Origin of the sequence: Candidatus Uabimicrobium amorphum (genome assembly GCF_009002475.1) — a bacterium.
In the GTDB taxonomy this organism is placed as follows: Bacteria; Planctomycetota; Uabimicrobiia; order Uabimicrobiales; family Uabimicrobiaceae; genus Uabimicrobium; species Uabimicrobium amorphum.
The window spans coordinates 4,348,595-4,375,441 of the sequence record NZ_AP019860.1 but is presented as its reverse complement, the minus strand read 5'-3'; the positions used below and the strand labels follow the sequence as shown (position 1 = coordinate 4,375,441).

Annotated in this window: 23 protein-coding genes and 1 pseudogene; 18 read left to right on the top strand and 6 right to left on the bottom strand. The window is 37.0% G+C overall.

All coding sequences use genetic code 11. The features are described 5' to 3' along the window. Positions 1 to 153 precede the first annotated feature (153 nt). The 3 genes from UABAM_RS15825 to UABAM_RS15815 all read right to left on the bottom strand — a co-directional run bounded on the left by UABAM_RS15825 (position 154) and on the right by UABAM_RS15815 (position 5,380). Positions 154 to 2,394, bottom strand: coding sequence for a tetratricopeptide repeat protein (locus UABAM_RS15825; RefSeq protein ID WP_173013348.1), 2,241 nt, complete (start codon positions 2,392 to 2,394; stop codon positions 154 to 156). A gap of 269 nt (positions 2,395 to 2,663) precedes the next feature. Continuing rightward, positions 2,664 to 3,467 (bottom strand): DUF4299 family protein, encoded by an 804-nt coding sequence (locus UABAM_RS15820; protein ID WP_173013347.1) that lies wholly within the window; start codon positions 3,465 to 3,467, stop codon positions 2,664 to 2,666. A 173-nt stretch (positions 3,468 to 3,640) separates the two neighbouring features. Beyond that, a complete protein-coding gene (locus tag UABAM_RS15815; protein ID WP_151968978.1) occupies positions 3,641 to 5,380 on the bottom strand; it encodes a PKD domain-containing protein in 1,740 nt (579 codons plus the stop codon). Between the two features lie 188 nt (positions 5,381 to 5,568). On the opposite strand from UABAM_RS15815, the gene moaB reads away from it, so the two are divergent. After that, positions 5,569 to 6,081, top strand: coding sequence for a molybdenum cofactor biosynthesis protein B (moaB, locus tag UABAM_RS15810; RefSeq protein ID WP_151968977.1), 513 nt, complete (start codon positions 5,569 to 5,571; stop codon positions 6,079 to 6,081). A gap of 72 nt (positions 6,082 to 6,153) precedes the next feature. Here the strand turns inward: moaB and UABAM_RS15805 are convergent, their stop codons facing one another. Further along, positions 6,154 to 6,378 carry a hypothetical protein gene (locus tag UABAM_RS15805; RefSeq protein WP_151968976.1) on the bottom strand — a complete coding sequence of 75 codons (225 nt, stop codon included), beginning with the start codon at positions 6,376 to 6,378 and terminating at the stop codon, positions 6,154 to 6,156. Positions 6,379 to 6,708: 330 nt separating this feature from the next. Here UABAM_RS15805 and UABAM_RS15800 point away from each other — a divergent pair, with 330 nt between their 5' ends. The 15 genes and pseudogenes from UABAM_RS15800 to UABAM_RS15730 all read left to right on the top strand — a co-directional run bounded on the left by UABAM_RS15800 (position 6,709) and on the right by UABAM_RS15730 (position 22,078). Further along, positions 6,709 to 7,920 carry a reverse transcriptase domain-containing protein gene (locus UABAM_RS15800; RefSeq protein WP_151968975.1) on the top strand — a complete coding sequence of 404 codons (1,212 nt, stop codon included), beginning with the start codon at positions 6,709 to 6,711 and terminating at the stop codon, positions 7,918 to 7,920. Positions 7,921 to 7,944: 24 nt separating this feature from the next. Continuing rightward, positions 7,945 to 8,214 (top strand): 30S ribosomal protein S15, encoded by a 270-nt coding sequence (gene rpsO, locus UABAM_RS15795; RefSeq protein ID WP_151968974.1) that lies wholly within the window; start codon positions 7,945 to 7,947, stop codon positions 8,212 to 8,214. A 109-nt stretch (positions 8,215 to 8,323) separates the two neighbouring features. Then, positions 8,324 to 10,417, top strand: a pseudogene (pnp, locus tag UABAM_RS15790) (polyribonucleotide nucleotidyltransferase); the annotation flags it as partial. Positions 10,418 to 10,611: 194 nt separating this feature from the next. Beyond that, positions 10,612 to 11,178 carry an AmmeMemoRadiSam system protein A gene (amrA, locus tag UABAM_RS15785; protein ID WP_151968973.1) on the top strand — a complete coding sequence of 189 codons (567 nt, stop codon included), beginning with the start codon at positions 10,612 to 10,614 and terminating at the stop codon, positions 11,176 to 11,178. Positions 11,179 to 11,183: 5 nt separating this feature from the next. Beyond that, positions 11,184 to 12,275, top strand: coding sequence for a hypothetical protein (locus UABAM_RS15780; RefSeq protein ID WP_151968972.1), 1,092 nt, complete (start codon positions 11,184 to 11,186; stop codon positions 12,273 to 12,275). Beyond that, the gene (locus tag UABAM_RS15775) at positions 12,262 to 12,492 is read left to right on the top strand and encodes a hypothetical protein (protein ID WP_151968971.1); all 231 of its coding nucleotides are present in this window, start codon (positions 12,262 to 12,264) and stop codon (positions 12,490 to 12,492) included. The genes UABAM_RS15780 and UABAM_RS15775 overlap by 14 nt, the downstream gene beginning before the upstream one ends. Before the next feature lie 73 nt (positions 12,493 to 12,565). Beyond that, entirely contained in the window at positions 12,566 to 13,771 is a 1,206-nt protein-coding gene (locus UABAM_RS15770; RefSeq protein WP_151968970.1) for a PQQ-binding-like beta-propeller repeat protein, read from the top strand. Beyond that, complete coding sequence (locus UABAM_RS15765; RefSeq protein ID WP_151968969.1) at positions 13,771 to 14,958, top strand: PQQ-binding-like beta-propeller repeat protein; 1,188 nt, start codon at positions 13,771 to 13,773, stop codon at positions 14,956 to 14,958. Before UABAM_RS15770 ends, UABAM_RS15765 begins: the two co-directional genes overlap by 1 nt. Beyond that, complete coding sequence (locus UABAM_RS15760; RefSeq protein ID WP_151968968.1) at positions 14,958 to 15,701, top strand: hypothetical protein; 744 nt, start codon at positions 14,958 to 14,960, stop codon at positions 15,699 to 15,701. The genes UABAM_RS15765 and UABAM_RS15760 overlap by 1 nt, the downstream gene beginning before the upstream one ends. Beyond that, positions 15,698 to 16,105 carry an acyl-CoA thioesterase gene (locus tag UABAM_RS15755; protein WP_151968967.1) on the top strand — a complete coding sequence of 136 codons (408 nt, stop codon included), beginning with the start codon at positions 15,698 to 15,700 and terminating at the stop codon, positions 16,103 to 16,105. Before UABAM_RS15760 ends, UABAM_RS15755 begins: the two co-directional genes overlap by 4 nt. An 8-nt stretch (positions 16,106 to 16,113) precedes the next feature. Further along, the gene (locus UABAM_RS15750; protein ID WP_151968966.1) at positions 16,114 to 17,961 is read left to right on the top strand and encodes an FHA domain-containing protein; all 1,848 of its coding nucleotides are present in this window, start codon (positions 16,114 to 16,116) and stop codon (positions 17,959 to 17,961) included. 3 nt (positions 17,962 to 17,964) lie between these two features. Next, on the top strand, positions 17,965 to 19,428 hold the full coding sequence (locus tag UABAM_RS15745; RefSeq protein WP_151968965.1) for a serine/threonine protein kinase: 1,464 nt from the start codon (positions 17,965 to 17,967) through the stop codon (positions 19,426 to 19,428). A gap of 12 nt (positions 19,429 to 19,440) precedes the next feature. Further along, on the top strand, positions 19,441 to 20,292 hold the full coding sequence (locus UABAM_RS15740) for an FHA domain-containing protein (protein ID WP_151968964.1): 852 nt from the start codon (positions 19,441 to 19,443) through the stop codon (positions 20,290 to 20,292). A gap of 11 nt (positions 20,293 to 20,303) precedes the next feature. Then, positions 20,304 to 21,257, top strand: a complete 954-nt coding sequence (locus UABAM_RS15735; protein WP_151968963.1) for a GGDEF domain-containing protein — start codon at positions 20,304 to 20,306, stop codon at positions 21,255 to 21,257. A 125-nt stretch (positions 21,258 to 21,382) separates the two neighbouring features. Continuing rightward, positions 21,383 to 22,078, top strand: a complete 696-nt coding sequence (locus tag UABAM_RS15730) for a hypothetical protein (protein WP_151968962.1) — start codon at positions 21,383 to 21,385, stop codon at positions 22,076 to 22,078. A gap of 120 nt (positions 22,079 to 22,198) precedes the next feature. On the opposite strand, the gene UABAM_RS15725 is transcribed toward UABAM_RS15730, so the two are convergent. Continuing rightward, complete coding sequence (locus UABAM_RS15725; RefSeq protein WP_151968961.1) at positions 22,199 to 22,915, bottom strand: lysophospholipid acyltransferase family protein; 717 nt, start codon at positions 22,913 to 22,915, stop codon at positions 22,199 to 22,201. Between the two features lie 153 nt (positions 22,916 to 23,068). Between UABAM_RS15725 and UABAM_RS15720 the strand changes: the two genes are divergently transcribed. Then, a complete protein-coding gene (locus UABAM_RS15720; protein WP_151968960.1) occupies positions 23,069 to 24,415 on the top strand; it encodes a hypothetical protein in 1,347 nt (448 codons plus the stop codon). Between the two features lie 498 nt (positions 24,416 to 24,913). Here the strand turns inward: UABAM_RS15720 and UABAM_RS15715 are convergent, their stop codons facing one another. Continuing rightward, positions 24,914 to 25,405 (bottom strand): DNA-deoxyinosine glycosylase, encoded by a 492-nt coding sequence (locus UABAM_RS15715; protein WP_151968959.1) that lies wholly within the window; start codon positions 25,403 to 25,405, stop codon positions 24,914 to 24,916. A gap of 130 nt (positions 25,406 to 25,535) precedes the next feature. Here UABAM_RS15715 and hflX point away from each other — a divergent pair, with 130 nt between their 5' ends. Further along, entirely contained in the window at positions 25,536 to 26,822 is a 1,287-nt protein-coding gene (hflX, locus tag UABAM_RS15710) for a GTPase HflX (RefSeq protein WP_151968958.1), read from the top strand. Positions 26,823 to 26,847: the final 25 nt, after the last annotated feature.

Below are 26,847 nucleotides of genomic sequence, written 5' to 3'. Positions count from 1 at the left end.
TCTCCTTAAACGATCACATAACTCTCGCGATAAACTTTATAACTATCATTATAATCATAAATTCAATAAAAACCAAACAGCGAAATAGGAAACGAAGTAACACTCCTTAACACCGCACTTATGTGCGCACCGTGAGCCTCGTGTTTTTTTCGATTATTTTTTTAGTTTTTCAGCCTGCTGTTTATGGTATGCAGCTTTTTTGTTTTGATTTAGAGCTTTATAGCATAAGTATAGACCGTGGTGTGGTTGCCACATATTTGAAGAAATTGAAATTGTTTTATTAAAGTCCACTATAGCTTTTTGGTATTTTTTCAAATATAGATAGAGCGCTCCGCGATTATTGTAAGCGAAACCGTTATTGGGATCTATAGCGATGGTTTTATTGTAATCCGCAAGAGCTTTTTCATGCTGCTTTAGATATTTATAGAGTGCTCCGCGATTGTTATACGCTTTGGAATTATTGGGATCGATGGCGATGGTTTTATTGTAATCCGCAAGAGCTTTTTCATACTGCTTGAGGTCTTTATAGAGTGCCCCGCGATTGTTGTAAGCTTTGAAATTATTGGGCTCGAGGGCAATGGCTTTATTGTGGTCAGCAAGAGCTTTTTCATACTGTTTTAGATCTTTGTAGAGTGCTCCTCGATTGTTATAAGCGAAACTGTTATTAGGATCTATAACAATCGTTTTATTATAATCCGCAAGAGCTTTTTCATACTGTTTCAGATGTTTGTAAAGAAGTCCACGATTATTGTAAGCCTCGAAATTATTGGGATCTATGTCAATGGCTTTATTGTAATCTGCAAGAGCTTTTTCATACTGTTTTAGATCTTGATAGAGTATTCCTCGATTTTTGTAAGCTACAAAATTATCTGGATCTATAGCGATGGCTTTGTTGTAATCCGCAAGAGCTTTTTCATACTGTTTTAGATTTTTATAGAGTGATCCACGATTATTGTAAGCTAAATCATTATTGGGATTGTTTTTTATTTGCAAAGAGTAATATTTTATACTACTTTGAGAATCTCCACTTTGTCCAGCGATGAATCCTTTTATAAAACTCCAATCTTGATTTTTTTCATATTTTTCTAAATCTTCAATAATTTCAGAAAAGAAACTAGCAAATACCTCATCTTTTTGTAATACCTGATATTTTCTAACAGAGTAATTAACAGCTTTCATTACTTTTTTTAGCGCATTACTCGTTTTGTTTTTCTCTTTTTCCATTTCAAGAGTTGCTTGTGTAGCCAAATTACGATTCTTATTTGCTTGCTCCCATGCAATGAACAAAGAAAAAGATACAATTGACAAAGCAACAACAAAAAAAGTGACAAGACTGAAAATAATTTTGTGTTTTCCTATAAAGCTTTTAAATACATCGATAGTACTATACGTTTTAGCAATAATTGGCTTATGTGACTTTAGGTTTTTTAGTTCCCGAGTTAGTTGTTTGAAACTTTGATATCTTTTTTCTTGCTTTTTGGCTATGCATTTCAAACAAACCGCTTCGATATAGGGAGATATATTTGGGTTGAGTTGGCGCAGTGGAATTGGATCATTTTGTAATATTTGAAAGAATATGTTGTGGTAAGAGTCTCCCTGAAAAACATTACGATATGTTAACGATTCATACATAGTTGCACCAATAGAGTATATATCACTTCTTTCGGTAGCTTTGCCATTAATTTGTTCGGGAGCCATGTAAAGTATAGTCCCCAGAACATCACCCGTTTTAGATAGATTTTTTTCACTTGCACCTGAAATTTTAGCGAGGCCAAAATCCATGACTTTTGGTTCACCTTGGTTGGTAATCATAATATTTGATGGTTTTATATCGCGATGAAGAATCTTATGTTTGTGTGCGTGTGCAAGGGCATCGCATACTTTAATCATCAAATCTAAGAGAAACAAAGGTTTTATTTTTTTTTCTTTGATAAGATCCGCAAGAGTAAAGCCTTCGATATATTCCATGGTAAAAAAAGGTTGTGGAGTTACTCCAAACTCATGTAGCTTAACAATATTATTGTGCTCTAATTGCGCCATAGCGGAGGATTCACGTATGAATCTTTTTATATCGTTTTGGTTACCCTTTAAGATAACTTTAAGTGCAACAGTTCTTTTAAGTTGCGTATCAGTGGCTTTATAAACAACACCCATTCCACCACGACCTAACTCTCCTTGTATCATATAACGACCAAAAGGTTGCCCCTCTTGTATAATTTGGTAGTTTTGCTGTTGTTGTTCATCTTCAAAAAAACGAGCAGGGATCTTCTTTTCAGGTATGCTGTATATCGCAAAACTATCATTCATTTTACCTTTACGTGCTTTTTGACTTTGAGAGCTATCTACCTGCTCGTCAAAATTATCACTATCAAAAAAGTTGAACTGGGGATCCATGGCCATCACTCACAATATGAGAAAAAATTATTACACCTAAGGTAAATTATATATTTTTCCTCAAAAGCGGCAAAAAAAAAAATAAACGTGTATTTGTCATGAATAACGATGCATAACTCTGCTTTTGTAAAAATCACCAAAAATTTCATCTGCATAACGTTGTATTTTTTTAGATTAGACACCTTAAATTTGAAACAAAATCACAAATAAAAAAGTCCGCCAAATATGCATTTCCTGCATACTTAACGGACTTAAAATTTGAATTAAGCCTAACCCGCTTGCAATTTTTCAGTAATCGTGTCACAAATAGAATTATATTCCTTCTCGTTTAATGACTCCACAAGGATGTGGTGTTCGTCGAGAAACTTAATTTTTTCGGGTATTAGCTCAAATATCATTTTTCGTGGAATGGTATTCGGAGCCCCATTTTCGCTGATAATACCAAAAAGATCACAGTCGGGGAATAAGTAATTTATTCCTGGCCCCCACACACAAAAAGACTTGTTGTAGTGCTTCATGATGATGGTATTTGCCACAAAAACATTTTGGTCTTTGAAGTAAATGACATCTTTAATCATCTTTAGCAACTTTTGTCGTGCGTTTGCGTTGCACTCTATCTTTTGCGCAGTGTTTGGTCCTAAGTAAAAATCGCGAAAAAGACACGGAATTTTTACTGTTGTTTCGTGATTTTGTATCTGGCTTAGTAAGTCGTGAATGTACTGATTTTCCAGTTCCTCAATCCAACGCTCATTGTGTATTTTTAAAAACGCATCAACTTCGTAACTTATTCCCTCAGCACAAATGTTTGCATTCATTGTATTTGCCGCTTGTTGTGCAAGTATAAATGCTAATTGATAGTCTTCATTTGTCGAACAAATAAAAGTTACGATTTGTAGTGAGTTGTCTTTGGCATTCCATACAACATCCACTCCTCTCGTTGACTTTTCTCTAAAATAACAACGCAACCCATTTATCAAAGAATCTTTCACACAAACTTTGTGTGTTTTTCTTACATTCTCAACTAGTGTGTTTATACATGGTTTCTCACCATGTATTGCGAAGGTGTAACTCATAAATACCTCCTTAAAAAGTGAGATGTTTTGGCAACACAATTGTGTAACCATGGATGTAAAGTATATGGGCCGCAAAAATACTTTACACCCAAAACCTCAAAGCCTTTCAAGGCAAGGATTACAGCCTTCGACATACCGAAGGCCTTTATTTAACGGGCTTACAACAATTGTGCCTAGCGGATATCAACATGTATACGCGCAACAACATATTCGTTATCTGCATAGCGTGCTCGTAAATAGTAATCTCCGGTTTCATTGCCAGCAGTGAATGTCATCGTCTTTTGATCCCATGAGCCACCCAAAAACTCCCAGGTAATGCGATTCAGACCAACCTCAACACCTTGATCGTTGGTTACACGGCACTTCGCGCGAAAACTTTGCCCTGGGGACAGTTTTACTTGACGTGGTGATAGCTCAATCCACACACGAGGAACGTATTCATCATTACGCGGAACAATCGCCACGATAGATGTGGCCTCAATGCCCTTGTCTCCTGTCAAAGTAACATAATGTTGGCCGTGTCCATATCCTGCGGTGTAAAGTCCCTGGGCCGTTAGACGTCCACCTTGAAATGACCAACTCAAAGATGTAGGTGTTCTATTGCCATTTTTGTCTAATGCTTGAAAAGAAAACTGGATTTGATCCATAGGATAGATACGTTTTCGTTGTGGTGTTAACACAATTTTTGCCAGTGGACCTGGTCTTTTCGGTTGTGTACTCACAACGTCTTCACCCAGGATTTTAATTTTCGCTTCGGCTTTGATTCCTTCAGGTGTCTCAAGAACGATTTTATATGTTCCTGGACGGTCTCCAGCGGTGTAAGTCCCATTAGGAGTAAATTTACCTCCTGAAAATTGGATACTTGCACGTGGAGTAACCTCTTTTCCATACTTGTTATACGCGCGAATGGCGAACTGTTGTTTTTCTCCTGGGTTTAGCGCTGCGTATGTAGGAGAAATTGTCAACGCATCGATGGTGTTATCTTGTGGCGTATTTTGTGTATTATTCGTATTGTTTGTACCACTATTTGTTTGGCTTCCCGAAGAGGCATTTTTCTTCATGACATGAATTCTTGCCATACCTTGTATTTTGTTTTCCGCGGTAACTTTAAATTCGTAGCGCCCTGGTACTTCTCCTGCGATATATTCCCCACCAGAGCTCATTTTACCACCACCTAACGCCACAGATAAATTACAATCGACTTGTTCACCAAATTTATCATACGCCTTAAATTGAAATTTAGTTCTCTCCCCAGGATACAAAGAGACGCGTGCCGGTGTAACCTTTATGTATACAGGTTCACGTTCGCTAGTTGCCACATCACCAATAAATACTTTCGCCTCTGCCTTAAGACCACTCGGTGTACTAACGATAAACTTATACTTACCGTGCTTACTTCCTGCCACAAAATTTCCTTTTTTGTCAAGATTTCCTCCGCCAAAACTAATTTGTAAAGGGGCGGCAACTTTCTCGCCGTGGCGATTGTAAGCAGCGAAAGTAAATTGACATTTTTGTCCCGGCTGCAAATGGATTTGTTCGGGTAAAATTTTTAAATAGCGCGGTGTATTGTCTTTTTTGTATATTTCCTTGATAGTAATTTTTGCACTACCAACAACGCCATTTGGAGATTTTGCCTCCAGCGTATAAGTTCCTGGTCTCTCACCGGCAATAAAGCGTCCATCGTGGTGTAGTTTTCCACCAGCAAATGTCCAGGTAAAGGCCGCAGGAACCTCTTTACCTTCGGCGGTAAAAGCCTGAAATTTAAAGTGAATCGTTTCACCAGGATACGCTTCAGGATTCGCAGGCGAAACCACCACCTTGCGGATCGTTACGTCTGATAAGGGAATAGCACCATCGTCTTGCGCAAACAAACAACAAGAGGCAATAAAAACAATCAATATTTTTTGTAACATTTTCGCACTCCAAAAGAATAAGAGTTATAATATTCGTTGGTATGCGATGCCCACCTGCCGGCTAGTCGCCGGCTGTCCTCCCTGTGGGAGAGTCAGCGGCAATTAGCCGCTGGAGAGGGCATCGCACATCAGCGAATCACTAACTAAAACTACTACCAATATTATTACTTTACCCAGAGGAATTTTCTATGCAAAAAAGTTTCCAACCTTTAAAAATTGCCATTCTCAAAATTTCAGATACACGAACAGAGGAAACCGATACCGCAGGACAAATGCTTAAGGAAATGATTGAAAGTGACGAACACACCTTTGTCGAAAAACGCATCGTGCCAGACTGCAAATACCACATCCGTGCTGCTATTTCTGTATGGGCAGCGGAAGAAAAAGTACAAGTTGTCATTACCACCGGAGGTACAGGATTAACAGGTCGTGACTGTACTCCTGAGGCAGTGTTACCTCTCCTTGACAAAGAAATAATGGGCTTTGGAGAAATTTTTCGCGCAAAATCATTTGAACACATTGGCATGTCAACCATTCAATCACGCGCACTTGCAGGAATCATTAATGGTGTTTATATTTTTTGCCTACCAGGTTCGAAAGGTGCGTGCAAAGACGGATGGAATCTAATTCGCCAACAATTAGATCCACGTTTAACACATTGCAACCTTGTTGATTTAATTCCGCGTCTTAAGGAAAAATAATTTCGTGTAATAAAAAACTTGCGCAGGTAATTCCTTTACACTATAATGATTGAACATTTATTGACTGGCTACCTAGTCTTCGGACGATCCCTGTGTGGTTTCGATCATGTATCCATTGGTATCCAATGGGGAAGGGAAAGGTTTCTCTAAGATATATACCCTACTAGAGCGTCTCTTGATCGAGGAGCTTGTTCGGTGGTATGTGGGTGCACTACTATTGTATGCTCCCTTCACCACTGCTGCAACTGGTAGATGATGATGTTGTATTTTAGGGGTTTTCAGAAGGATACTGGACACAACACTCTCTCAGAGGGGGTGCAGACTACTAATTTGCTGTCCTAGAACTTTATTGCGCAGTCATAATAAAGAAGCTTCCAAATAGTTTTCTATTTGGAAGCTTTTGTTTTATACATTCCCTATACCTAAAACACGCATATCATGCAGTCACCTTACTTTACAACAAACTCTTGATCATGCTGATAAATAATTCTCTTGCATGAGGATATTATATAATTTATAATTTAAAATTCTTTAGGAAGTTAGGGAAATTACTAAAAGTAGCCTTGTACAAACCACAAAATATTAAACCACTAAGGCACATTTTAATACTTTAGGAAAGTAGATTCTATGGCGGTTGAAATTCGTTGTCCAGAATGCGGTGCTGCTTTTCAGGCGGAAGATGTTTTTCCTGGAAGTAGAGTATCTTGCCCCAGTTGCGAAGCAATACTCATTCTCGATGTAGAAAAACAAAGGCTTTCTCGAAAAAGTATAGTTCCTCCTGTTCCAGGACCAAAAATCTATAAACCAGAGGATCAAGACAGTCTTAAACGCGCAGCAATAAACCATCTATCCAATTGGTTAGATATTCCAGCAACTCAAATCAACGAAGCATTGGCCAGTCTCCAAAAAGGAGAAGGTTACAACGACTGGAAAATTCCCAAAGGAAATGAATATAGTTTCCGCGAAATATCTGCACCAATTCAGATACTGAAAGATATTCAAAGAAGAGTTCTCGATAGATTATTGTATCGCATACCTGTATCAAACGCAGCCCACGGTTTTATCAATGGTAGATCTATAGTTACCAATGCGTCATATCACTTAGAAACGGCACAAAGCATACTCAACATAGACTTAAAAGACGCTTTTCCTTCGGTAAAAAAAGAACGAGTGAAACATCTATTTGTAAGATACATCAAAATTCCACTAAAACACCTGGGAGAACAAATTGATCATGGTGTTTTAAATAAAGTAGTGGATATTCTTGTCGAACTTACAACTCACAATGGTGGGTTACCCCAAGGTGGGCCCTGCTCTGGGTATTTACTCAATGTAGCATGTATCACTCTAGATAAATCAATATATCGCTTGTTGCAAACTCATAGTACTCAATACATCCAATATCGTTACACTCGATATGCCGATGATATTACGATATCAGCCAATGCACCAATCAGCAATATGTTGAAAAGCGAAATACAAAAAGCAATTTTGAATAACGGTTATCAAATAAATCCTAAAAAAATCCATTATGCCGAAAGAAAAAGAGGGCAAAAACTGGAAGTTACAGGTTTAATAATCGAGAAAAACAAAGTGCGTATACCAGCTAGCCGTCTGGATAATTTCAGAGCGAATATTCATCAAGCAAGTCTTATGAATACTGCGGATCTAACACCTGAGAAAAAACTAGAAGTACAAAGTATCATTGCATTTGCAAAGATGGTATACGGTAAAGTTCCTCATCGTCTGTGGGGACCTTACAATACTTATCTTGAAAAACATGGTTTAACACATCCTTTCGGAAGAAAAGGATTACAGTGGGATCAATATCCTAGCTAATTATTTTTATAGAGGTATGAAACTATGGCTATGACGCCAAAAAATAAAAATAATGTTGTCGAAAAATATCGCAAACATGAAAAAGATAGCGGTTCTCCAGAAGTTCAAATAGCAATTTTCACAAAACGCATTGAAGAATTGACTCAGCACTTAAAAAAGCATCGTAAAGACTATGCAACCCGCAGAGGTTTACTAATGCTTGTAGGTCAAAGAACTTCTCTTTTACGTTATTTGAAAAAGAAAGACGTTAGTCGCTATCAAGCAATTATTAAAGAATTAGGTATACGTAAATAATTTAGATACCTTACATATTTAAAAGCAAAACTCTTACGTACCTTAATTTACCGTAGGAGTTTTGCTTTTCCTTTTTATTATTTTATTATTTTTAGGAAGCGAACCTCAAGTGAGTTTTATCGTAGAAAAAGAAATTGCAGGAAAAACGTTAAAAATTGAGACTGGTAAGATGGCGCGTCTAGCTGCTGGGTCCGTAACAGTTCAATACGGTGAAACGATTGTTCTCGCCACTGTTGCGACAAAAGAGCTGGATTCCAATCCGGGTTTTTTACCACTATTAGTTGAGTATAAGGAAAAGAGTGCGTCAGTAGGAAAAATTCCTGGAGGTTTTTTTAAAAGAGAAGGAAGACCTACCACAAAAGAAATTCTTACCATGAGGTTAGTGGATCGCTCGATACGTCCTTTATTTCATAAGACTATGTGTTCTGAAATACAAGTAATTGCACTTGTTCTTTCGGCTGACCAAGAAAATGATCCGGACATCATCGCAATGATTGCAGCAACCTCTGCCATTGCCGTTGCTGGGTTGCCATTTAACGGTCCAGTTGGTTCGGTACGTGTAGGACGAATAGATGGTCAATTTATTCTAAATCCTACCCTCGAACAGTTAAAGGAAAGTGATATCAATCTTGTCGTTTCGGGAACATATGATGCAATCAATATGGTCGAAGCGGGGGCAAATGAAGTTGATGAAAGTGTCATGACACAAGCAATTTTATGGGCCCACGAACAAATTCGCGTTATTATTGGAATGCAAAAAGAATTGATGCAGAAGTGTAACGTATCTTTTCCTGAAGAACAAGAACCAGAAGTGAACGAAGAAGAAACCAATTACTACAATATTTTGCAAAAAAAATATGCGGCAAATTTGGAAAAAAGTGTCCAAATTCACGCAAAGCAAGAGCGTTCTTTAGCTTTAAAAGAGTTGTTATCTCAAATTAAACTAGATTTAGTTGGAGAAGAAGAAAGCGACGAAAACAAAGAAAAAGAAAAGCTTGTAAAAAATGCGTATCAAAAGTTAACCAAAGACATCGTACGTAGACTCATTACTCAAGGTAAGAGAGTGGATGGACGTGGTTTAAAAGACATACGTAATATAACTAGCGAAGTAGGTTTAATCCCACGAACACACGGTTCAGCGCTTTTTACAAGAGGTGAAACTCAATCTCTTGTCAATGTAACTTTAGGAACTTCGAGTGACAAACAAGTCATTGATGGTCTTCATCCTGAGTACCATAAGCGTTTTATTCTTCACTACAACTTTCCACCTTTCTGCGTGGGAGAAGTGGGGTTTATGCGTGGACCAGGACGTCGCGAAATCGGGCATGGCGCTTTAGCCGAAAGAGCTTTAGAAGCCGTTATTCCGGACAATGAACGTTTTCCTTACACCATTCGTGTCGTTTCTGATATCCTAGAATCTAATGGATCTAGCTCAATGGCGAGTGTTTGTGGTGGAACTCTATCCATGATGGATGCGGGAGTCCCCATAAAAAAACCTGTTGGTGGAATTGCCATGGGTCTCGTGAAAGAAGATGATAACTTTTATATTCTTTCCGATATTCTCGGACTGGAAGACCACCTAGGTGATATGGACTTTAAAGTAGCAGGAACCCAAAGAGGTATTACCGCGCTACAAATGGACATAAAAATCACTGGTATTGACCGCCAAATACTCGAACAAGCTTTAAGTCAAGCACGTGAAGGCCGCATTCATATATTACGCGAGATGATGAAAGCTCTTAGTCGTCCACGTAAAGAAATATCCAAATATGCGCCACGTGTTGTACGTATGGAAATAGATCCAGAAAAGATAGCTCTTGTCATAGGACCTGGAGGCAAAAACATTCGCAGCATTCAAGAAACAACAGGTGCTAAAGTTGATGTAGAAAACGATGGAGTTATCACCGTTTACTGCATTAAAAAAGAGGGAGCTCTCAAAGCAAAAGAAATGATCGAAACATTGACGGAAGATTTAAAAGTTGGTAAGATTTATGAAGGAAAAGTCACTTCAATTAAGGATTTTGGAGCATTTGTAGAAATTGCGCCAGGACTTGAAGGACTTGTTCATGTCTCCGAACTGGAAAATTCCTTTGTACAAAACGTCAATGACAGTGTAAAAGTAGGAGACAAAATTTCGGTAAAGGTTTTGGCTATTGATGATCAAAACCGCGTAAAACTGAGTAAAAGAGCAGTTGATGGTCCTTCTTCTGAAAGCGAAGAAGAAACAAATGAAGAAGACGTACCGCAAAAGTCCACTCATTCAAACGACAGTGAAGGGACAAAGCGCAAACACCGAAACCACAAAAACCACAAGAAAAATTACAATCGACACAAAAGAAATCGTCATCACAAAAGATAATTGTATATGACCTGATCTGGTGCTTTTAGGATATTGCTATGCCGACTGTACAAAAATTAACTCAAGAAAATTTGCAGTGGTGTTTAGAATTAGCAAAAAAAGTTTTCACTTTCTATATTGAAAATAATGAAATCCTAGAAGTACCTATCGAAGAAATTCCTCCACGATTGTTAGAACATCAAGCTTGTTTTGTAACATACAAAAAACAACAGCAACTAAGGGGATGTATTGGAAGTATTTTTCCAACTTGCCCCTTGTACCAAGAAATTACAAGACAAGCTGTACATGCTGCTGTAGAAGACCCGCGTTTTCCACCTATTTCTAAATCAGAGCTACCTCTTATCTCCATAGAAGTAACTATTTTATCTCCCACATTTTCCATACCAACCCCCCATGAATTTATTGTTGGTGAACACGGCATTATCTTACGTCAAGGTCAACGTAGTGCTGTTTTTTTACCTCAAGTTGCAGAAGAACAGGGCTGGGGAATGGAAGAAACGTTGATGCACCTTTCCTTAAAAGCAGGTTTACCACAAGACGCTTGGCAAAATCCAGATACTTGTTTTGAAGTATTTTTCGCACAAAAAATTTCACAAGAAAAGTAATTCTCATGACTGGAAACAATCACACTCAAAAATTTTTCCAGTATCTTCAAGGACTGCAATACTATACAATTATTAAGCTCATCTTACACAAATTACTCATAGCGATTGTCCTTCTAAATATTCTATCCCCACAAATATCATTTGCTGTGCTTATATGTATATTTTTGTTTACGCAATATAAATTCTCGTTCGTAGATTTAGCAAAAGATTTTGATCGTCGTTATGATTGCAATGATCTAATTCTAAGCACTTACTATCTTACAAAAGAATCACAAAAAACTACCTTCTATCCAGTAATTGTTTCTCAAGCAACCGTGAAATTACAGCAATACCTACCACAAGAAAAACGGAGAATACACAAAATATACATGCAGCAAAGCTTCATGATCGCTATAGCAATCATTTGTTTGGGAATCACGTTTGCCTCATCTGGACAGAAAAGTTTACAAACAAACGAAAAGAAAATTTTGCGCATCTCGGCCAAAAAAATGCAAAAAATAGCTAAAAATATTGAAATGTTAAATGAAAAAGATGCAAAATTTTTAAAGGACATTGCCGAAACATGGCAACGAATGGATATAGAAAAAAAAGATATCGCCAAAAGCCTACAACAACTAAATGATAAAATACAAAAAATTCGCGATCGATATAAAGAAATACAAGCGCAACAAACGGCAACAGAACAACAAATCAAAAATTTATTGCCGCAAAATCAAAAAAGTGTGTTGGAAAAAATAGCGCAAAGTCTTCCATCAGATATTTATGAAGAAATACGCAAACACATCGAAGACAAAAAATGGGAAAAAGCCCTGCAAGTTTATAAGTCGTATAAAACTAAATTACCCAATAAAGCCTTGCAAGAAGCCACGAACCTTACAAATAAACTACATAAACATTTATTAAAAACAACGCAAATAAAAGCCACGGCAAATACCACAGACCCTTTTGAGGTAAAAATGTCGCAAAAAAAATTTCATTTTTCAAAAGCAACTACAGTTCATATAAATAAAGGTTGGGAAACAATTACTTATCCTGGCAAGTACCATAATGTCGTGCATTCTTATCTAGAGGAAAGAAATAATAATGAAAAAAAATGAGGCTATTATCGTTCGCAACCGCGGCGGAAAACTTATGGAAATAAAAATCATTTGCCATGGAACATCTAAAAATAAACGATTTTCAACTGATAATGTCGTCGATGGAGCCATGGAAACAAAAACTATCCCCAATAAACTAGATAACTTCATTTCATGGGTTGATAAGAATGGACGTATGGAAGAATTAGAAAAGCTCATTCACTATGTAGCAAGATAAATAAAAATTGATATAATTAAGTGCAATAATAAGAACAACTTGAATACAAATAGACAACTCGGAAGGACAAAAAATGAAAGCATTCATCACTACTATTATTATTTTATGTTCGCTAAATTTAGGTTTCAGCGATGACTGGCCTAAATGGCGAGGAGAAGATAGTTCTGGAATTTCATCAGAAACAAATATACGTACCTCTTGGCCAAAAAGTGGCCTTAAAACCGTGTGGAAAATTTCATTAGGCTCTGGATATTCAGGTATCTCCGTAGCAAAAGATCGTGTATTTACTATATACGGAGACAGTAACTACGAAAATGCCGTAGCTTTAAATGCAAAGACCGGTAAGGTAATCTGGAAAAAACGCCTTGGGTATGTCTTTAAAAATATGTTCGGCGATGGACCGCGTTCGACTCCCACAGTGGATGGCGATCGAGTATACGTTATCAGCTCTAATGGCGACCTGCAATGTCTATCGACAAAAAATGGTCGTAAGTATTGGGGAGTGAACGTTCTTCGAAAATTTGCGGGTGAAAATATTAGTTGGGGAATGTCTGGTTCACCTTTTATTTGGAAAAACCTTCTTTTTTACAACGTAGGTGGAAAAAAAGGCTCCATCGTCGCTCTAGATAAGAAAAATGGCCGTACTAGATGGGTATCTGGAAATTTTCCCGCAGGATATTCGACACCGATTACAGCCACGGTTGGTGGCATTTTTCACGTAATTATGTTTACCGGAAACCATGTCGTAGGGTTTACCCCTGATAAGGGAAAAATTCTTTGGAAATACAAGTGGGTCACAGACTACAATGTCAATGCAGCAACACCTATTTTCCACGACAATCACGTATTTATCTCTTCAGGTTATCGTTCAGGAGCAGCGCTTATTAAGCTATCTGCCAATAAAAAACAAATTTCTGCTCGTGAAATGTGGACAACCAACCGTATGAAAAACCACTTCTCTTCTTCCATTTTACACAAAGACAATATCTACGGTTTCCACCAAAAGCGTCTAAAGTGTATGGATTTTTACACTAGTCAACAAAAGTGGATACAAGGTGGTTTTGAAAAAGGTTCCCTTTTGGGAGTAGACGGTCACATGATTATTTTGGGCGAAAAAGGTGGCCTAGCCATCGCAGAACTTTCACCAGAAAGTTATACACAAAAAGGATATATGCCTTTATTTCGCGGTACAAAATGTTGGACAGTTCCCACACTAGCAAATGGACACCTTTATGTACGTAATGAAACAGAAATGGTTTGTTTGGATATAAAAAAATAATGCGTTATTTCATTCTTTTAATATTTATTACTTCCATCACATACACCGAAGATTGGCCTTGTTGGCGTGGGGCAAATGGCAATGGTATCGCTAAAGTGAAAGGCGAGGCCATTGCCTGGTCACCACTAGGTCTCAAAGAAAAATGGCGCATTCCTCTCGGTGTTGGCTATGCATGTTTATCGGTATATAAAGATAAAGTTTATACTCTTTATGGAGATAATCATTTTCAGTATTGTATAGCCCTAGATGCAAAAAACGGCAAAGAAATATGGCGTCACAAAATTGATTATATGTATCGCGCCGGAAGATCAGAGAGTGGTCCACAATCCACTCCTGCAGTTTCAGATGGAAAAGTGTATGCAATAAGCTCCAAAGGTGAGCTGTGGTGCCTTGACGCACAAAACGGTGATGAAATTTGGCATTACAACATCATCGCAAAGTTTGGTGGCGTTGTAAAGTCATGGGGGACCTGTTCTTCACCCTTGATATACAAAGACAAACTACTCTTTCATGTTCCGGAGCGTGGTGCTGTCGCTGTGTCGAAATTAACTGGAGAAACAATTTGGAATAGTGGTGAAGAAGTAGGTTCATATGCCACACCAATTATGACAAACAGCAATCCTCCCTATACCATTTTCTACACAGGAAGTGCTTGCCTAGGAGTTGCCCCGAAAGACGGACAAATTTTATGGCGCTATCCATGGGTAACAACAGGCGGAGCAAATGCCGCAGCTCCTATTTTCCATAAAGATAAGGTATTCTTGTCTGCCGACTACGGAAAAGGTAGCGTTGTAATACAAATAAATAATAACTCAAGTGTAGAGGAAGTTTGGAAAAACAAAAAAATTCGCAATCACTTTAGTAGCTGCATTTTGTGGAAAGAACACCTCTATGGTTTTCACGTACGTTTTTTGGTATGCTTTGATATCAATACGGGAGAAATAAAATGGAAAAAACGTGGATTCCAAAAGGGAATGATTACAGGTTTGTCCAGTGGTCAAGCGATCATTCTGGGTGAAAAGGGTAACATGGCTCTTATAGAGCTCTCTCCTGAAAAATATATCGAAAAGGGTGTACACTTTCCATTTCCGGATAGTTTATGTCGTACAATACCGACTGTAGCCAATGGTCATATTTTTGTGCGCAATCTTCAAGAAGTTGTTTGTTTAGATTTACGAGAGAATTGATGAAAAAAATACCTATGCGTACATACATTTTGTTTGGTATCCTTGTGGTACTCACATCCGTGTATGTCTATTTCTTCGTATACAAAGAATTCCGAGTATACAAATCTTACAATACTTACAGAGTACAAGATCCACTAAAAGATATTTCTAAACTAGTTCAACTAAAAGAATTGAAAGCATCTTACACAGAAGAAGAACTCGCGTACGATGATACGTCCCTATGTCAAATACTCGCTAAACGGTCCAACACGTCCGAAAATATTTTGGCATTGCTGGCAAAACACGAAGACATGTATGTGCGACGCTGTGTGGCAGCAAATTCGTCTTGTACACCGAAAATACTGAGTTCATTGGTTGATGACGAAGACATTTTTGTACGCCGATTAGTAGTTCGTCATCCTGCAACAACCTTTGAAAATATTTATGAAATTGCGCAAAAAATAAATCCGCAAATATATTGGGAAGTAGCTCGCAGTCCTCTGTTTGACAATAAAATATGGACGTTATGGAAATCGCCCTCAAAGACACAAAGAGTTTTTTTATCAGCGCTTTTCAATATTGCACGCAATGAAAATTGTCCTCCCGAAATTTTACATGAGTTAGCAGATAGGGAAGAGTTTTTTATTCACGCAAGCATTGCCCAAAATAAGAATACACAAAAGAAAACGTTAGAAAAACTAAAGAGTCTAGACAATACACAAATAACAGCAATAGTGGAAATGCGTTTAAAGGAGCAAAAATGAACCACCGTTTTCATACAACGAAGAGAGTGGAATTTTCAGACACGGATATGGCGGGTATTGTTCATTTCAGCAATTATTTTCGTTACATGGAAATCGCAGAACATGATTTTTTCCGTTCATTGGGTTTATCCGTAGTAATGGACCATGAAGGCAATACAATTAGTTGGCCAAGAGTAAAATGTTCATTTGAGTACAAACAACCGATAAGATTCGAACAAATTATTGATATATACATAGATATAGAGCACATAGGTAAAAAGTCTCTAAAATATGTGGCATACCTCAAACACAATGAACAAATAATGGCGATTGGACATTCAACAATTGTATGCTGCTCTTACGATAAAGACGGTTTAAAGAGTATCGAAATCCCACAACATTTTCGCGAATGTTTTTCACAGTGAGGTGATTTATGCTTGTTTATTTAGAAGATGCTCAGAAAAAAAAGTATTTGATAGACGAGGATAGTTTTAATATTGGACGCGATGGTAGTCGTTGCCAACTTAAGCTTCCTAACAATAGGATATTTTCAGCTCTTCAAGCAACAATAATTGTGCAAGAAGATGTTCCACTACTTGAAAAATACATCCTCGTTGATCGCAGTAGCAATAAGAATACTTTTGTAAATGGCAAACAAGTAGACAAAAAAATGCTAAAGCATGGAGATCGTATAACTTTTTCTCAGCAACAAAATTTTGTGATTACTTTTAGATTAAATACCAGTGCTCCCACGTTGGTTCCAAGTAACGAAGGATACATTAGGCCACAATTGGAAGAAGGTAAACCTGATAATCTTCATCCCACCATCATGGAAGATAAAAGTACAGCTGCCACCAATGGTATTCAACAAATTGGAGATGAAGAGATTCAGGATCTACGTAATTTCATGCAAAAAAGTATGCTAGAACGAAAAGAAGAAGAGCCACAAAACTTTGCAGAAACCAACGATGATTTTTCTATTGCAGATAACGATAAAAAAACCACGGAAACTACTGAAAATACAGAACAAGAACCTGCTGAGAAAGTCAAAGGTATAAAAATATCTGGAGCAGGTGAAGAAACGGAAGTCGATTTAAAAACAGATAAAACAAAACTTCGTCAAGCATACGATAAAATGGTTGAAAAAAAACCACAACAAACACCCTCATCTTTGACAAAGATAGAATTAATCTCCGTGATAGATGGGGCAAGATTTCCCATCGAAAGCGGTGTCGTTATTTGTGGCAGTTCTCCTAAAGCACACATTTGTTTCTCCAATGACCCAGGCATCGTTGAGCAGAACTTTAAAATCATCAAAGGAGAAGATAGTATCGTTATCAACCCCTTAGACAATGAAAATATTCTTGTCAATGGTGCTGTTTTACGTGAATCGCGCAAACTAAATTCCAAAGATATTATTCGCGTAGGCCGACAAATTCTATATTTTTTAAGTGGAAATAAGAAATACCGTAGCGCACTGACAAAATCAATTACACAAACAAAAGACCGCGTAAAAAATTTCTACACTTTACAAAATGCAGCAAATGACATTCCTCTTAGCAAATTTGAAATTAAAATTTCACATAAATTCAGTGACAAAGAAAATGTACTGTATTGTGTGTCTCAAAATAATGACGGTGTATTTGTATTCATGGGAGATTTAATATCTACCAATATTGGTTTTGCACTTGTGGTTCAAGAATTGCGCGGAGCTTTTTCCGCTCTTACCAGTGTAACGGACGACCTAACCGTTATCGCTAGGGGACTTGATAAAATACTAAAAAAATACCAAAGTTATAGTTGTGAAAGTAACGTACCACTAGTTTGCAAAGGTATACTACTTAAGTTTGATCACGAAAAATTATCTTGGCTCAATTGCGGAAGTTATCTACCCCCTATACTCATCGATAGTGAAGAAAACAAAGCTAAGGAGTTATCCAGCGATTGTAGAGTAAGTCTACTGGGGTATTTGTTTGACGAAGAAATAGCTCCTGCTACTACTTGTAACTTTGACAGAGAGTCAGCGCTTCTATTACAACCCGACTGTATTCCTACAAAAAATATTCCCAAAATAATGATCAAGCAAAAAGATGTCAGTGATTTATTGGCGAAAATGAAAGAACCTTCTATCGATACAGCAACTCAGCGCTTATTAGCTTCGAATGTAACTAGCTTAGTCATCATTCAGCGAAAATCTACAGAACTAAAGTGTTTACAATGTGAACGTGTGTTTCCTTCTGATTATGTTTTTTGTCCTTATGACTCAACAAAGTTAGTGTAAATTATGATAGGAAAAGTAGATAAATACGAAATTTTAGAAGAGTTGTTTATTGGACGAGATACCTTTGTATTGAAATGTAGCCGAGATAAAATCTACGCCATGAAATTACTTATTCTCAATCAAACTAGTAAACAAATGGTAGATCGTTTTAAACGTGAAATGAAAATAACCGCAACCATTAATCACCATAATATCATTAGAGGAGGTGATGATTGTGGTTTAGGAAAATGGCGCCAGAAACAATGTTTTTACTATTTAATGGAATATGTCAACGGCCCTTCGCTGCGCGTTTTAATGGAAGACGGTTTTAAATTTAGTGAAATAGATGTTCTCTTTATTGCACTTGAAACGCTCAAAGGCCTTACCTTTCTGAAGAACAAAAACATCATACATCGCGATATAAAACCGTCGAATATTCTCATCGACCAAAACTGTAGCGTGAAAATTGCCGACCTAGGATTAGCGAAAATCGTAGAGCACATAGACAGCCACACACAAATTACCATGGGTCCGACCATACTCGGTACCCCTTACTATTTAGCACCAGAGAGGACTTTTAACAGCGACATTGATTATATAGGAGACATCTATAGTTTAGGAGCGACATTGTACGAAATGCTAACGGGATTTCCGCCGTTTCGCGATTTTCTAGGCAATTCCCCTTCCTTAAGTGACTACATCGATATTTTAGACAAATATAGCTCTCCGACATCTGTAAAAAAGGTAAACAAAAGCATTCCCTCCAATGTCGCAAAAATTGTAGATAGTATGTTACATCGTGATAAAAAACGTCGTCCTTCACATGAAAAATTGACAAACTCCATATCGAAAGTTATCCAAATGTTTCCGCGTTACCCAACAGATGAACTTTTAGCCAAAGTTCAGCAAATTGCCAAAAAAAATAATGAGGCACTCGCGGAAACCAAAGATGATATAAAAAACGTGGATCTTGTAGACAAAGCTTCCGCCGGCAGTCCAAATCGAGAAATAGTATCACAACTAGAAAATTTTGATTTTTTCAAAGATACGATTATTACCTTGCACCGATATCGCAATGTATTGTACGCTTTACGTATAAAAGAAAAACTCTCTCGAGAAGAAAAAATTGCTTTGTCTGTTGTCTTACGCGAATATACTACTTCACAGCGTGATATGGAAATTTTTCGCTTTCTAATAGCTATTTGCTCTGCGTTTCGTCAGCAAAAACAACAAAATATAGTCAAACACGTTTTGACACAAAAAATTTCTTTTGATTTAGACTTTTTAGAAAAAGTAATGAATGGTTTTATTCGTTGTGTTAATTTAGGACCAAACCACGAAGCCGTAAAAAAAATGGTATTCTTACACAAAGAAAAACAATATACCTATATACATGTGCTCAATGACATGCTAAAACAAAATATCGTCACCAAAGCAAGTATCCGTGTTGCGCTGATGCGTTTACTTGTAGAAAATGAATTATATTAGATAGGGACTGTCATGCCATATTTGAAAATACAATTGGATAACAATGTTTTCCAATCGCGAGAAATTATAGAAGCTATTTCAATTGGTCGTGGAGAACAAAACACTAACGATTTAATCATAGATGACGCTCGATGCTCAAGATCTCACGCTCGCATTTATATGGAAGGCGATCAACTAATACTAGAAGACGAAAACTCTTCTTATGGAACTTTCGTCAACGATCAACGTGTTGATAAAAAAGCATTACAAAACAATGATGTCATTACCATTGCTTCACAAAAAATTTGGTATATAGAGAAAGAACTTTCTCCATGCCAATTTGTCTTAGATTATCGGAATCCAAATCTTGTAGATACAAACTGGATGCAAGTACTTAAAGCAATCGACGTCGAATTTATTGTTCCCACAGTCGCGGATAAAATTACTCAGGCATTCACAGTTTTATATGAAAAAATTAATTTACTTATTAAGATGGGTATTGTTTCCAACACTTTTATGAACTCTATACGTTCGGCAGCCTCCAACGCTGTAAAGCATGGAAATCAAAATCATCCACAACTCTGTGTATTTATTCGTGTCACTATTGTAAATAACAAGCTTCTCGTTGAAATTCGAGACCAAGGCAATGGTTTTGAATATACCAAAGAATTAAAAAAAGTAAAAAAATCTATCGAAGAGCACAATAAAAAAAATATGGGTATCAACGAAATACTTAAAGGTGCAGATATGGTAGAATGGAATTTAGTGGGTAACCAAATCAAATTATGGAAAAACTTTTCGGCACAAAATACCCAACTTTCTCACCGTGACTTTGAAGAAAGCGTCGCAGTAATACGTACCAAACAAAACATTCATCTAATTTAGAGAGAAATAAATTGTTAGCTAACACAAACCACGCACAATTGGCCCGTAAAATTTTTGAAGCAACTTCATGCGCAATTATGGTGACAGACTCCAGTGGTAATATTGTTGCTATCAACAAAGCTTTTACAAAAGTAACAGGGTATCATCCCCAAGAAATTTTGGGTGAAAATCCGCGAATTTTACAGTCGGGAAGACAAAGCAAAGAATTCTATACAAAATTCTGGCAAACACTTAGAGAAAAAGGTAGTTGGCAAGGTGAATTTTGGAATCGACGTAAAGACGGAGAAATTTACCTACAGTGGGCAAATATCAGCTCCATTACAGATGACGACAAAATACATTATGTCGCCATTTTCTCAGATATAACCACAGTAAAAAGCGAAGAAAAAAAATTACGAAAAATGGCCTACTATGATCACCTAACGAGTTTGCCAAACCGTTTGTTGCTCTGCGAAAGACTTGAACACGCGATTACCACAGCAAAACGTCGCCAAAGTATGGTTGCGGTATTATTCGTAGATCTGGACAATTTCAAAACCATCAACGATTCCCTTGGTCATGATGTAGGAGATCAATTTTTACAAGATGTGGCGAAAAAGATGGCCAGTTCCGTGCGTGAAAACGACACGGTAGCACGCATTGGAGGTGACGAGTTTGTCATTATACTAGAAGACATCAAAGAAGCGAAAAATTGCGAGTTAGTCGCTTATAAAATCATTACTTCTGTTTCGGAAGTTATTGTAAAAGACTTACAGGCCGGGGCAAGTGTAGGAATCTCTGTAGGCCCGATGGATGGTTATGAAGCGCAAACTCTTCTCAAAAAAGCCGATATCGCAATGTACAAAGCCAAATGTTCGGGAAAAAATAATTTTGCGTTTTATGAAAAAGATATTGAATATGATCTAAAAACAAAGCGCATAAACCATTCCGCCTTGAGAAAAACAGAAAGACATCATTGGTTTTAGGTGTATCATCAATTGAACAAATTTTAATTGGTGATGCGCTAATATTTTTTTCGTCATCAAACCAGCAAATTGCTACAATAAAAATGTCATTTTTTACCCAAATATATCCACAAGGAGAGAGTATAATGAAAAAAATAGGCGTTTTTATCGCAGTAATTATTGTGATTATAGCCGGAGTGGCTGGTTATTTTTTTATGAGTGGCGGTAACATTGGCGTACTCATTAAACACGGAATACAAGACAAAGGATCGATGACATTAGGAGTGCCGGTAACCGTAGATAAAGTGACGATGCCCATCTTAACCGGTAAAGGAAAAATAGAAAACCTAGTAGTAGAAAACCCCGATGGACAAGAGTTTAGTTACACTTTCAGAATAGAAACTCTCGACCTAGATATAGATCCTGAAACCATACGCACTGAAAAAGTACATATAAAAAAAATAGTGATCAATGCTCTCGAAGTTGCTGTAGAGGGAACTCCACAAGACAACAATATCACTAAATTGAAAGAAAGTGTCAACAAACCCAAAGAAAAAAAGAAAAAGAAGGTACAAATAGATCATCTCCAAGCACAAAACTGCAAACTCAATATCAAGCTAAACGACAAATCTGCAAAAACAATTCCACTAGATAGTTTTGAATTACACAACCTAGGAAAAAACTCCGAAACAACTATGCGCGATGTGACACAGCAAGTGGTAAAAAAGATCATCGAGAAAACAACACAGGCGATAAAAAACGAATTTAAAAGCGGAATTCACAACATTAGAGACAAAATCAAAGAAAAAATGAAAGACCGCAAACCGCCCTTTTTTAAATAAGGCGAAATCACTACAGTAAACTATCTTTCACAAAGTGCATTGTAGGGGCGGACCTTGTGTCCGCCCCTACAATGCACTTTGCTAAAGGTAGATTTCTTTTATGCGAATGTCTTCACTCTACTACCAGTCCTTACCAAAATGTTCGTCGCATTTTTTCACATCTTCATTCATGATCTTTTCCAAATGCAAACGAATCTCTTCTAGCTCTTCGCGACTAGCGTCTTTTGGTACGTAGATTGGTTCTCCATGTATTACGTAAACTTTGGTAAAAGGTTTAGGGATTAGATAGCGATCCCATGATTTTACTACCCAAGCACTTTTGCATCCCCACATCTCGGATAGCAACGGTGCACCGGTTTGTTGGGCAATGAGTATCGAACCTATTTTTACTTTGCGTTCTGGACCTGTAGGGCCATCGACTAACATTCCTGCGGATTCGCCTTGCTTGACCATTTCGATAAGTTGTTCCATGGCGTTTTTGCCGCCTTTGTCGACATTTTTTTTACGCGTAGAGCCGCGAACGCATTTAAAACCCAACCAATGTGCAATCTTGGATGCCCATTCCCCATCTTTACTCGCAGAAATCATCATGGTGACATGAAGACTACCAAAAAAATGAAAATGGTAAAACATGCGCTGGTGCCAGGTACAAAAAACAGCTCTTCCGCCATGCTTTTCTAAAATTTTACGGCGATCTCCTTCAATGTGTACAATGCGATACGTCAAACAAAGTAATTTCATTAATCCCGCGACAATAGGCGGAATGATGGCCAATAATATTTTTTCCCACCATGGAATACGTAGCGTCTTTTTCATATTACAAACGCGAGAACTCATAAACAATTTTGCCTCTCGCTCCCTTTCTTGTAGAATATACCGCTCTGACTATAGTAAAATAGATTGTATTGCGAACTATGTTAGCAAAATTTTATTTGGATTTCTAGCGCGTTACAGTGTTACGACCAAGAGTTTCAACGAAAGTGAATTATTATGCCTAAATACTATATCCTCGGCGTTTTTATACTGTGTATCATCACGATGGGAGCACAGGAACAAGACAATAAAAGAATTGAAAATTTAGAAAAAGAGAATAAAAAACTACAGCAACAACTCCAAACCCAAAATGATTTACTACAAAAATTGCAAAAAAAGCTTATCGAATTAGAGAAAGCTGTACTCAGTTTAAAAGAAAAAGATAAACCACTATCTGCAAAAGAAAAGCAAGAATGGTTAAAAAAAATTACAGAGCAACAAAAAAAGCTGGTAAAATCCCAGGGAGAATTGCAAAAACTTCGCAACGATGAACAACAACTTTTCATTTTGCATGGAGCGCTAGCTTCTTTTTGTGAAAAGGCAAAGAAATTTAACACAAAAGACTCTGTTGACAAATACTTGCAACAAAAAAAGATTAAATATACGTTTAAGGAACAAAAACTCTCGAAAGAGGTTTATGCACAAAGTTTAAGCTATGAATTTATCGTGGACGATATTAATTTAATTTGCGAATTAATTGCCTCCATAGAAAAGCAATACGTTGCTATTCAAAAGTTAGAATTAAAAAGCGTACAGTCAAATATAAAAGTTGATCTTCACTTTTACACCATCGATGTGGTATATATCAAAAATGAGCTATCTAAAGCCAAAAAGTTGATCACAAATGTAAAGTCGACAAAAGAAACCAAAAAAAGCATAGAAGAAAATAAGCTACCAACATACAAAGTTTCGCTACAACAGAACAAAAACATATTCAATAAAAAACGAAATCTCCCAACGTCTGTTTCCACAGAATCGCGAATCCTTCCTGTAGAGAAACAACAAAAAAAACCGAAGAAAAAACCACAAAAAACCGTAAAGAAAAGCGCGACGAAAATTAGTGTCAGTACCGCAAAAGATGCACAAAAAAAACTACAAGAAATTACAGACAAAACAAACAAAATCCAAAAAGTCTTAGTAAATGCGAAACAAATTGCTACAACAAAAGAACTCATACAGAAAATGAAAAAGCAAATTGCCAATCGCCAAATAAATACAGCTTATAAACTCAACAAAATATTTTCCTTGGTTCAGCAAAATCCCTTAGTTATTGATTCGCTTGTTCTGGATTATCAAAAACAAGGACGCAAAAAACCGCAATACAAATATACATGGAAAATCGACTGCTTTTATTTTGCCACCTCCTTGGAACCAACAGTGGCATTTATTGAAAAATTAGTGGTACAAGGCTTTTCCAATCAAACACCTTTACAATTTAAGAAAAAAACCCTCATGGGGCGTAAAGGTTATCAATTTTTATTAAACCTTAGCCATTCTGCAAAAAACGCAAACGACAAAAGCTAATAAAAATAAACATCACAGAGGATCATCACGTAAAAAACCCTTATATCATAAAGCTTTCTGAAATCAAAAATGAAAAACCCCTTATAAAATAAGGGGTTTTTGTTTTGGGTGATCGAGCGAAACAATTTTGCTACATTAGTAACATAATAAAAATAATAACTTACTTACTAAACAGGAGATCAAAAATGAAATCTATGAAATCATGCCTAATTAAATTAATTGTATGTTTACTAGCTTTAGCTTATTGTTTCTATGCTTCTCCAAACCAAATCACTTTTGATATTGTTGCTATATCTATTTTATCTTGCCGTTATTTTGCAGTTCTTTGTATTGAATTTTTGTATTCACGTTTGGACAAAATTAACTACGCTGTATAACAAAACAACGAGACAAGAGTCAGACTCATATATAAAACACAGAGGGAGTCAGACTCACAAACCCGATCCAAAAAAAAACCTACCTAACCACAGTATTTTCGTTTAGAAATACAGTACTTTGCTACAGCAAACGCTCTTCTATATTTTTTTGATAAATCTGTAATTTTTCTTCGTACTTCATTGCAGCATGTGCAGGAGAAGTAGATGGTAAAGCTTTCGTATAAATATCAATATCTTTGTGATATTTGTTGTATACTTGCTGTGATTTCTTGCCATTAAAAAATATTGTATGTATTTGAGAATATTTTTCTAAAAGTCCTTTAATATCATTTCCTTCCATTACCTTCAACTCGCTATCAGATGAATTCTTACGTTCACATACACGAACAGAATCCCACAATGCTATTTTATTGTGTAACACTAAATTTTTTCTTTGCAAATTTGTTTTGGCATCTCCAAAAAATATTTCATTCATAATTGGCCAAAATTGGTTGCGTTTATTGGCATAGTAAAAGTCGTGCTTTACCGATAAAACACTAGGAAACGAACCGAGTATTAAAATACAACTATTATTATCAACGATAGGGGCAAAAGAGCTTTCTTTTCTGAACATTCACGTCACCTGCTATTTATTTTTTTTTGAAAAAATCGAACCTCATTTGGGTTTTATTGGTTTGTATATTTTGTTATTATTATAAACAAACTACATTCAACTTCAACATGATCATAGTGGAAAAAAATATATGCAATCTTTTGAACAAAAAACTCATTCGACCCCAGAAGAAAGAGCCATACTAATTGGCGTACAACGACCACGAGAACTACAATCTTACGAGCCACCCCTCACCGAATTGGGAAATCTTGCAGATACTGTAGGTGTTGAGGTTGTCGGTAAATTGATACAACGTCGTCATAAATTTCATCCTGGTACCTACATGGGCAAAGGTAAGCTACAAGAATTGAAAACACTGGCAGAAGAAACAGACGCTACCTTAATCATTAGTGACCATGACCTTTCTCCTGGGCAATCGCGCAATATAGAAGAAATGACTGATATACGTGTAATTGATCGTACGGAACTTATTCTGGATATATTTGCACAACATGCAAAAACCAAGGAAGCAACTCTGCAAGTGGACTTGGCACAAATGGAATATGTTATGCCGCGCTTGAAACGCATGTGGACACACCTTGAAGGATCACAAGGCGGGGTTGGATTCCGTGGACCTGGTGAAAAACAACTTGAAACAGATAGGCAAATCATTAAGAAAAAAATTGCCGATTGCAAAAGCGCCATCAGAAAAATCCAAGAGCGCAAAAATCGCGAAGTAAAGTCGCGTAATCAAAAGTTCTTCACGATCGGTTTAGTGGGATACACAAATGCGGGAAAGTCATCTCTGATGAACGTTCTCACCGAAGCAGATGTTTTGGTAGAAAATAAATTATTTGCAACTCTCGATACGAGAACGCGTTTGTGGAATTTGGCTCAGGCACGCAAGGTATTATTGTCGGACACTGTTGGTTTTATCGATAAATTACCTCACCACCTCGTCGCTTCTTTCCGAGCAACATTAGAAGAAGCAGCACAGTCAGATGTACTACTCCATGTCGTAGATGCTTCACATCCCGACGCAGAAAGACACATCATGGTTGTAGAACGTGTTTTGCGTAAAATGAAACTAAATGAAAAAAATGCTCTTTACGTGTTTAATAAAATCGACCTAGTCGAAGACCCCGTAGACTTGGAAAATTTAAAGCGCGCGTATCCCAACCATGTGTGTATTTCCGCAAAACACAAGCAAAACATGGATTTATTTTCGGCAAAAGTACTAGGAATATTTGAAGCGAATATGATCGAAGTACAGGCTGTTGTGCCTGCCAAAAATGGTAAGTTATTGTCATGGGTTGCCGAATGCGCACGAATTATCGAACGCGAATTCAAAGAGCAAAGCGTTCATTTGCGCATATCGCTCTCTCATGCGAATTTGGAATGGCTACGCAAGCAACACGGAGTGCAAATATTGGCGTGAAATAAAAAATCTATGTCATTCCCGC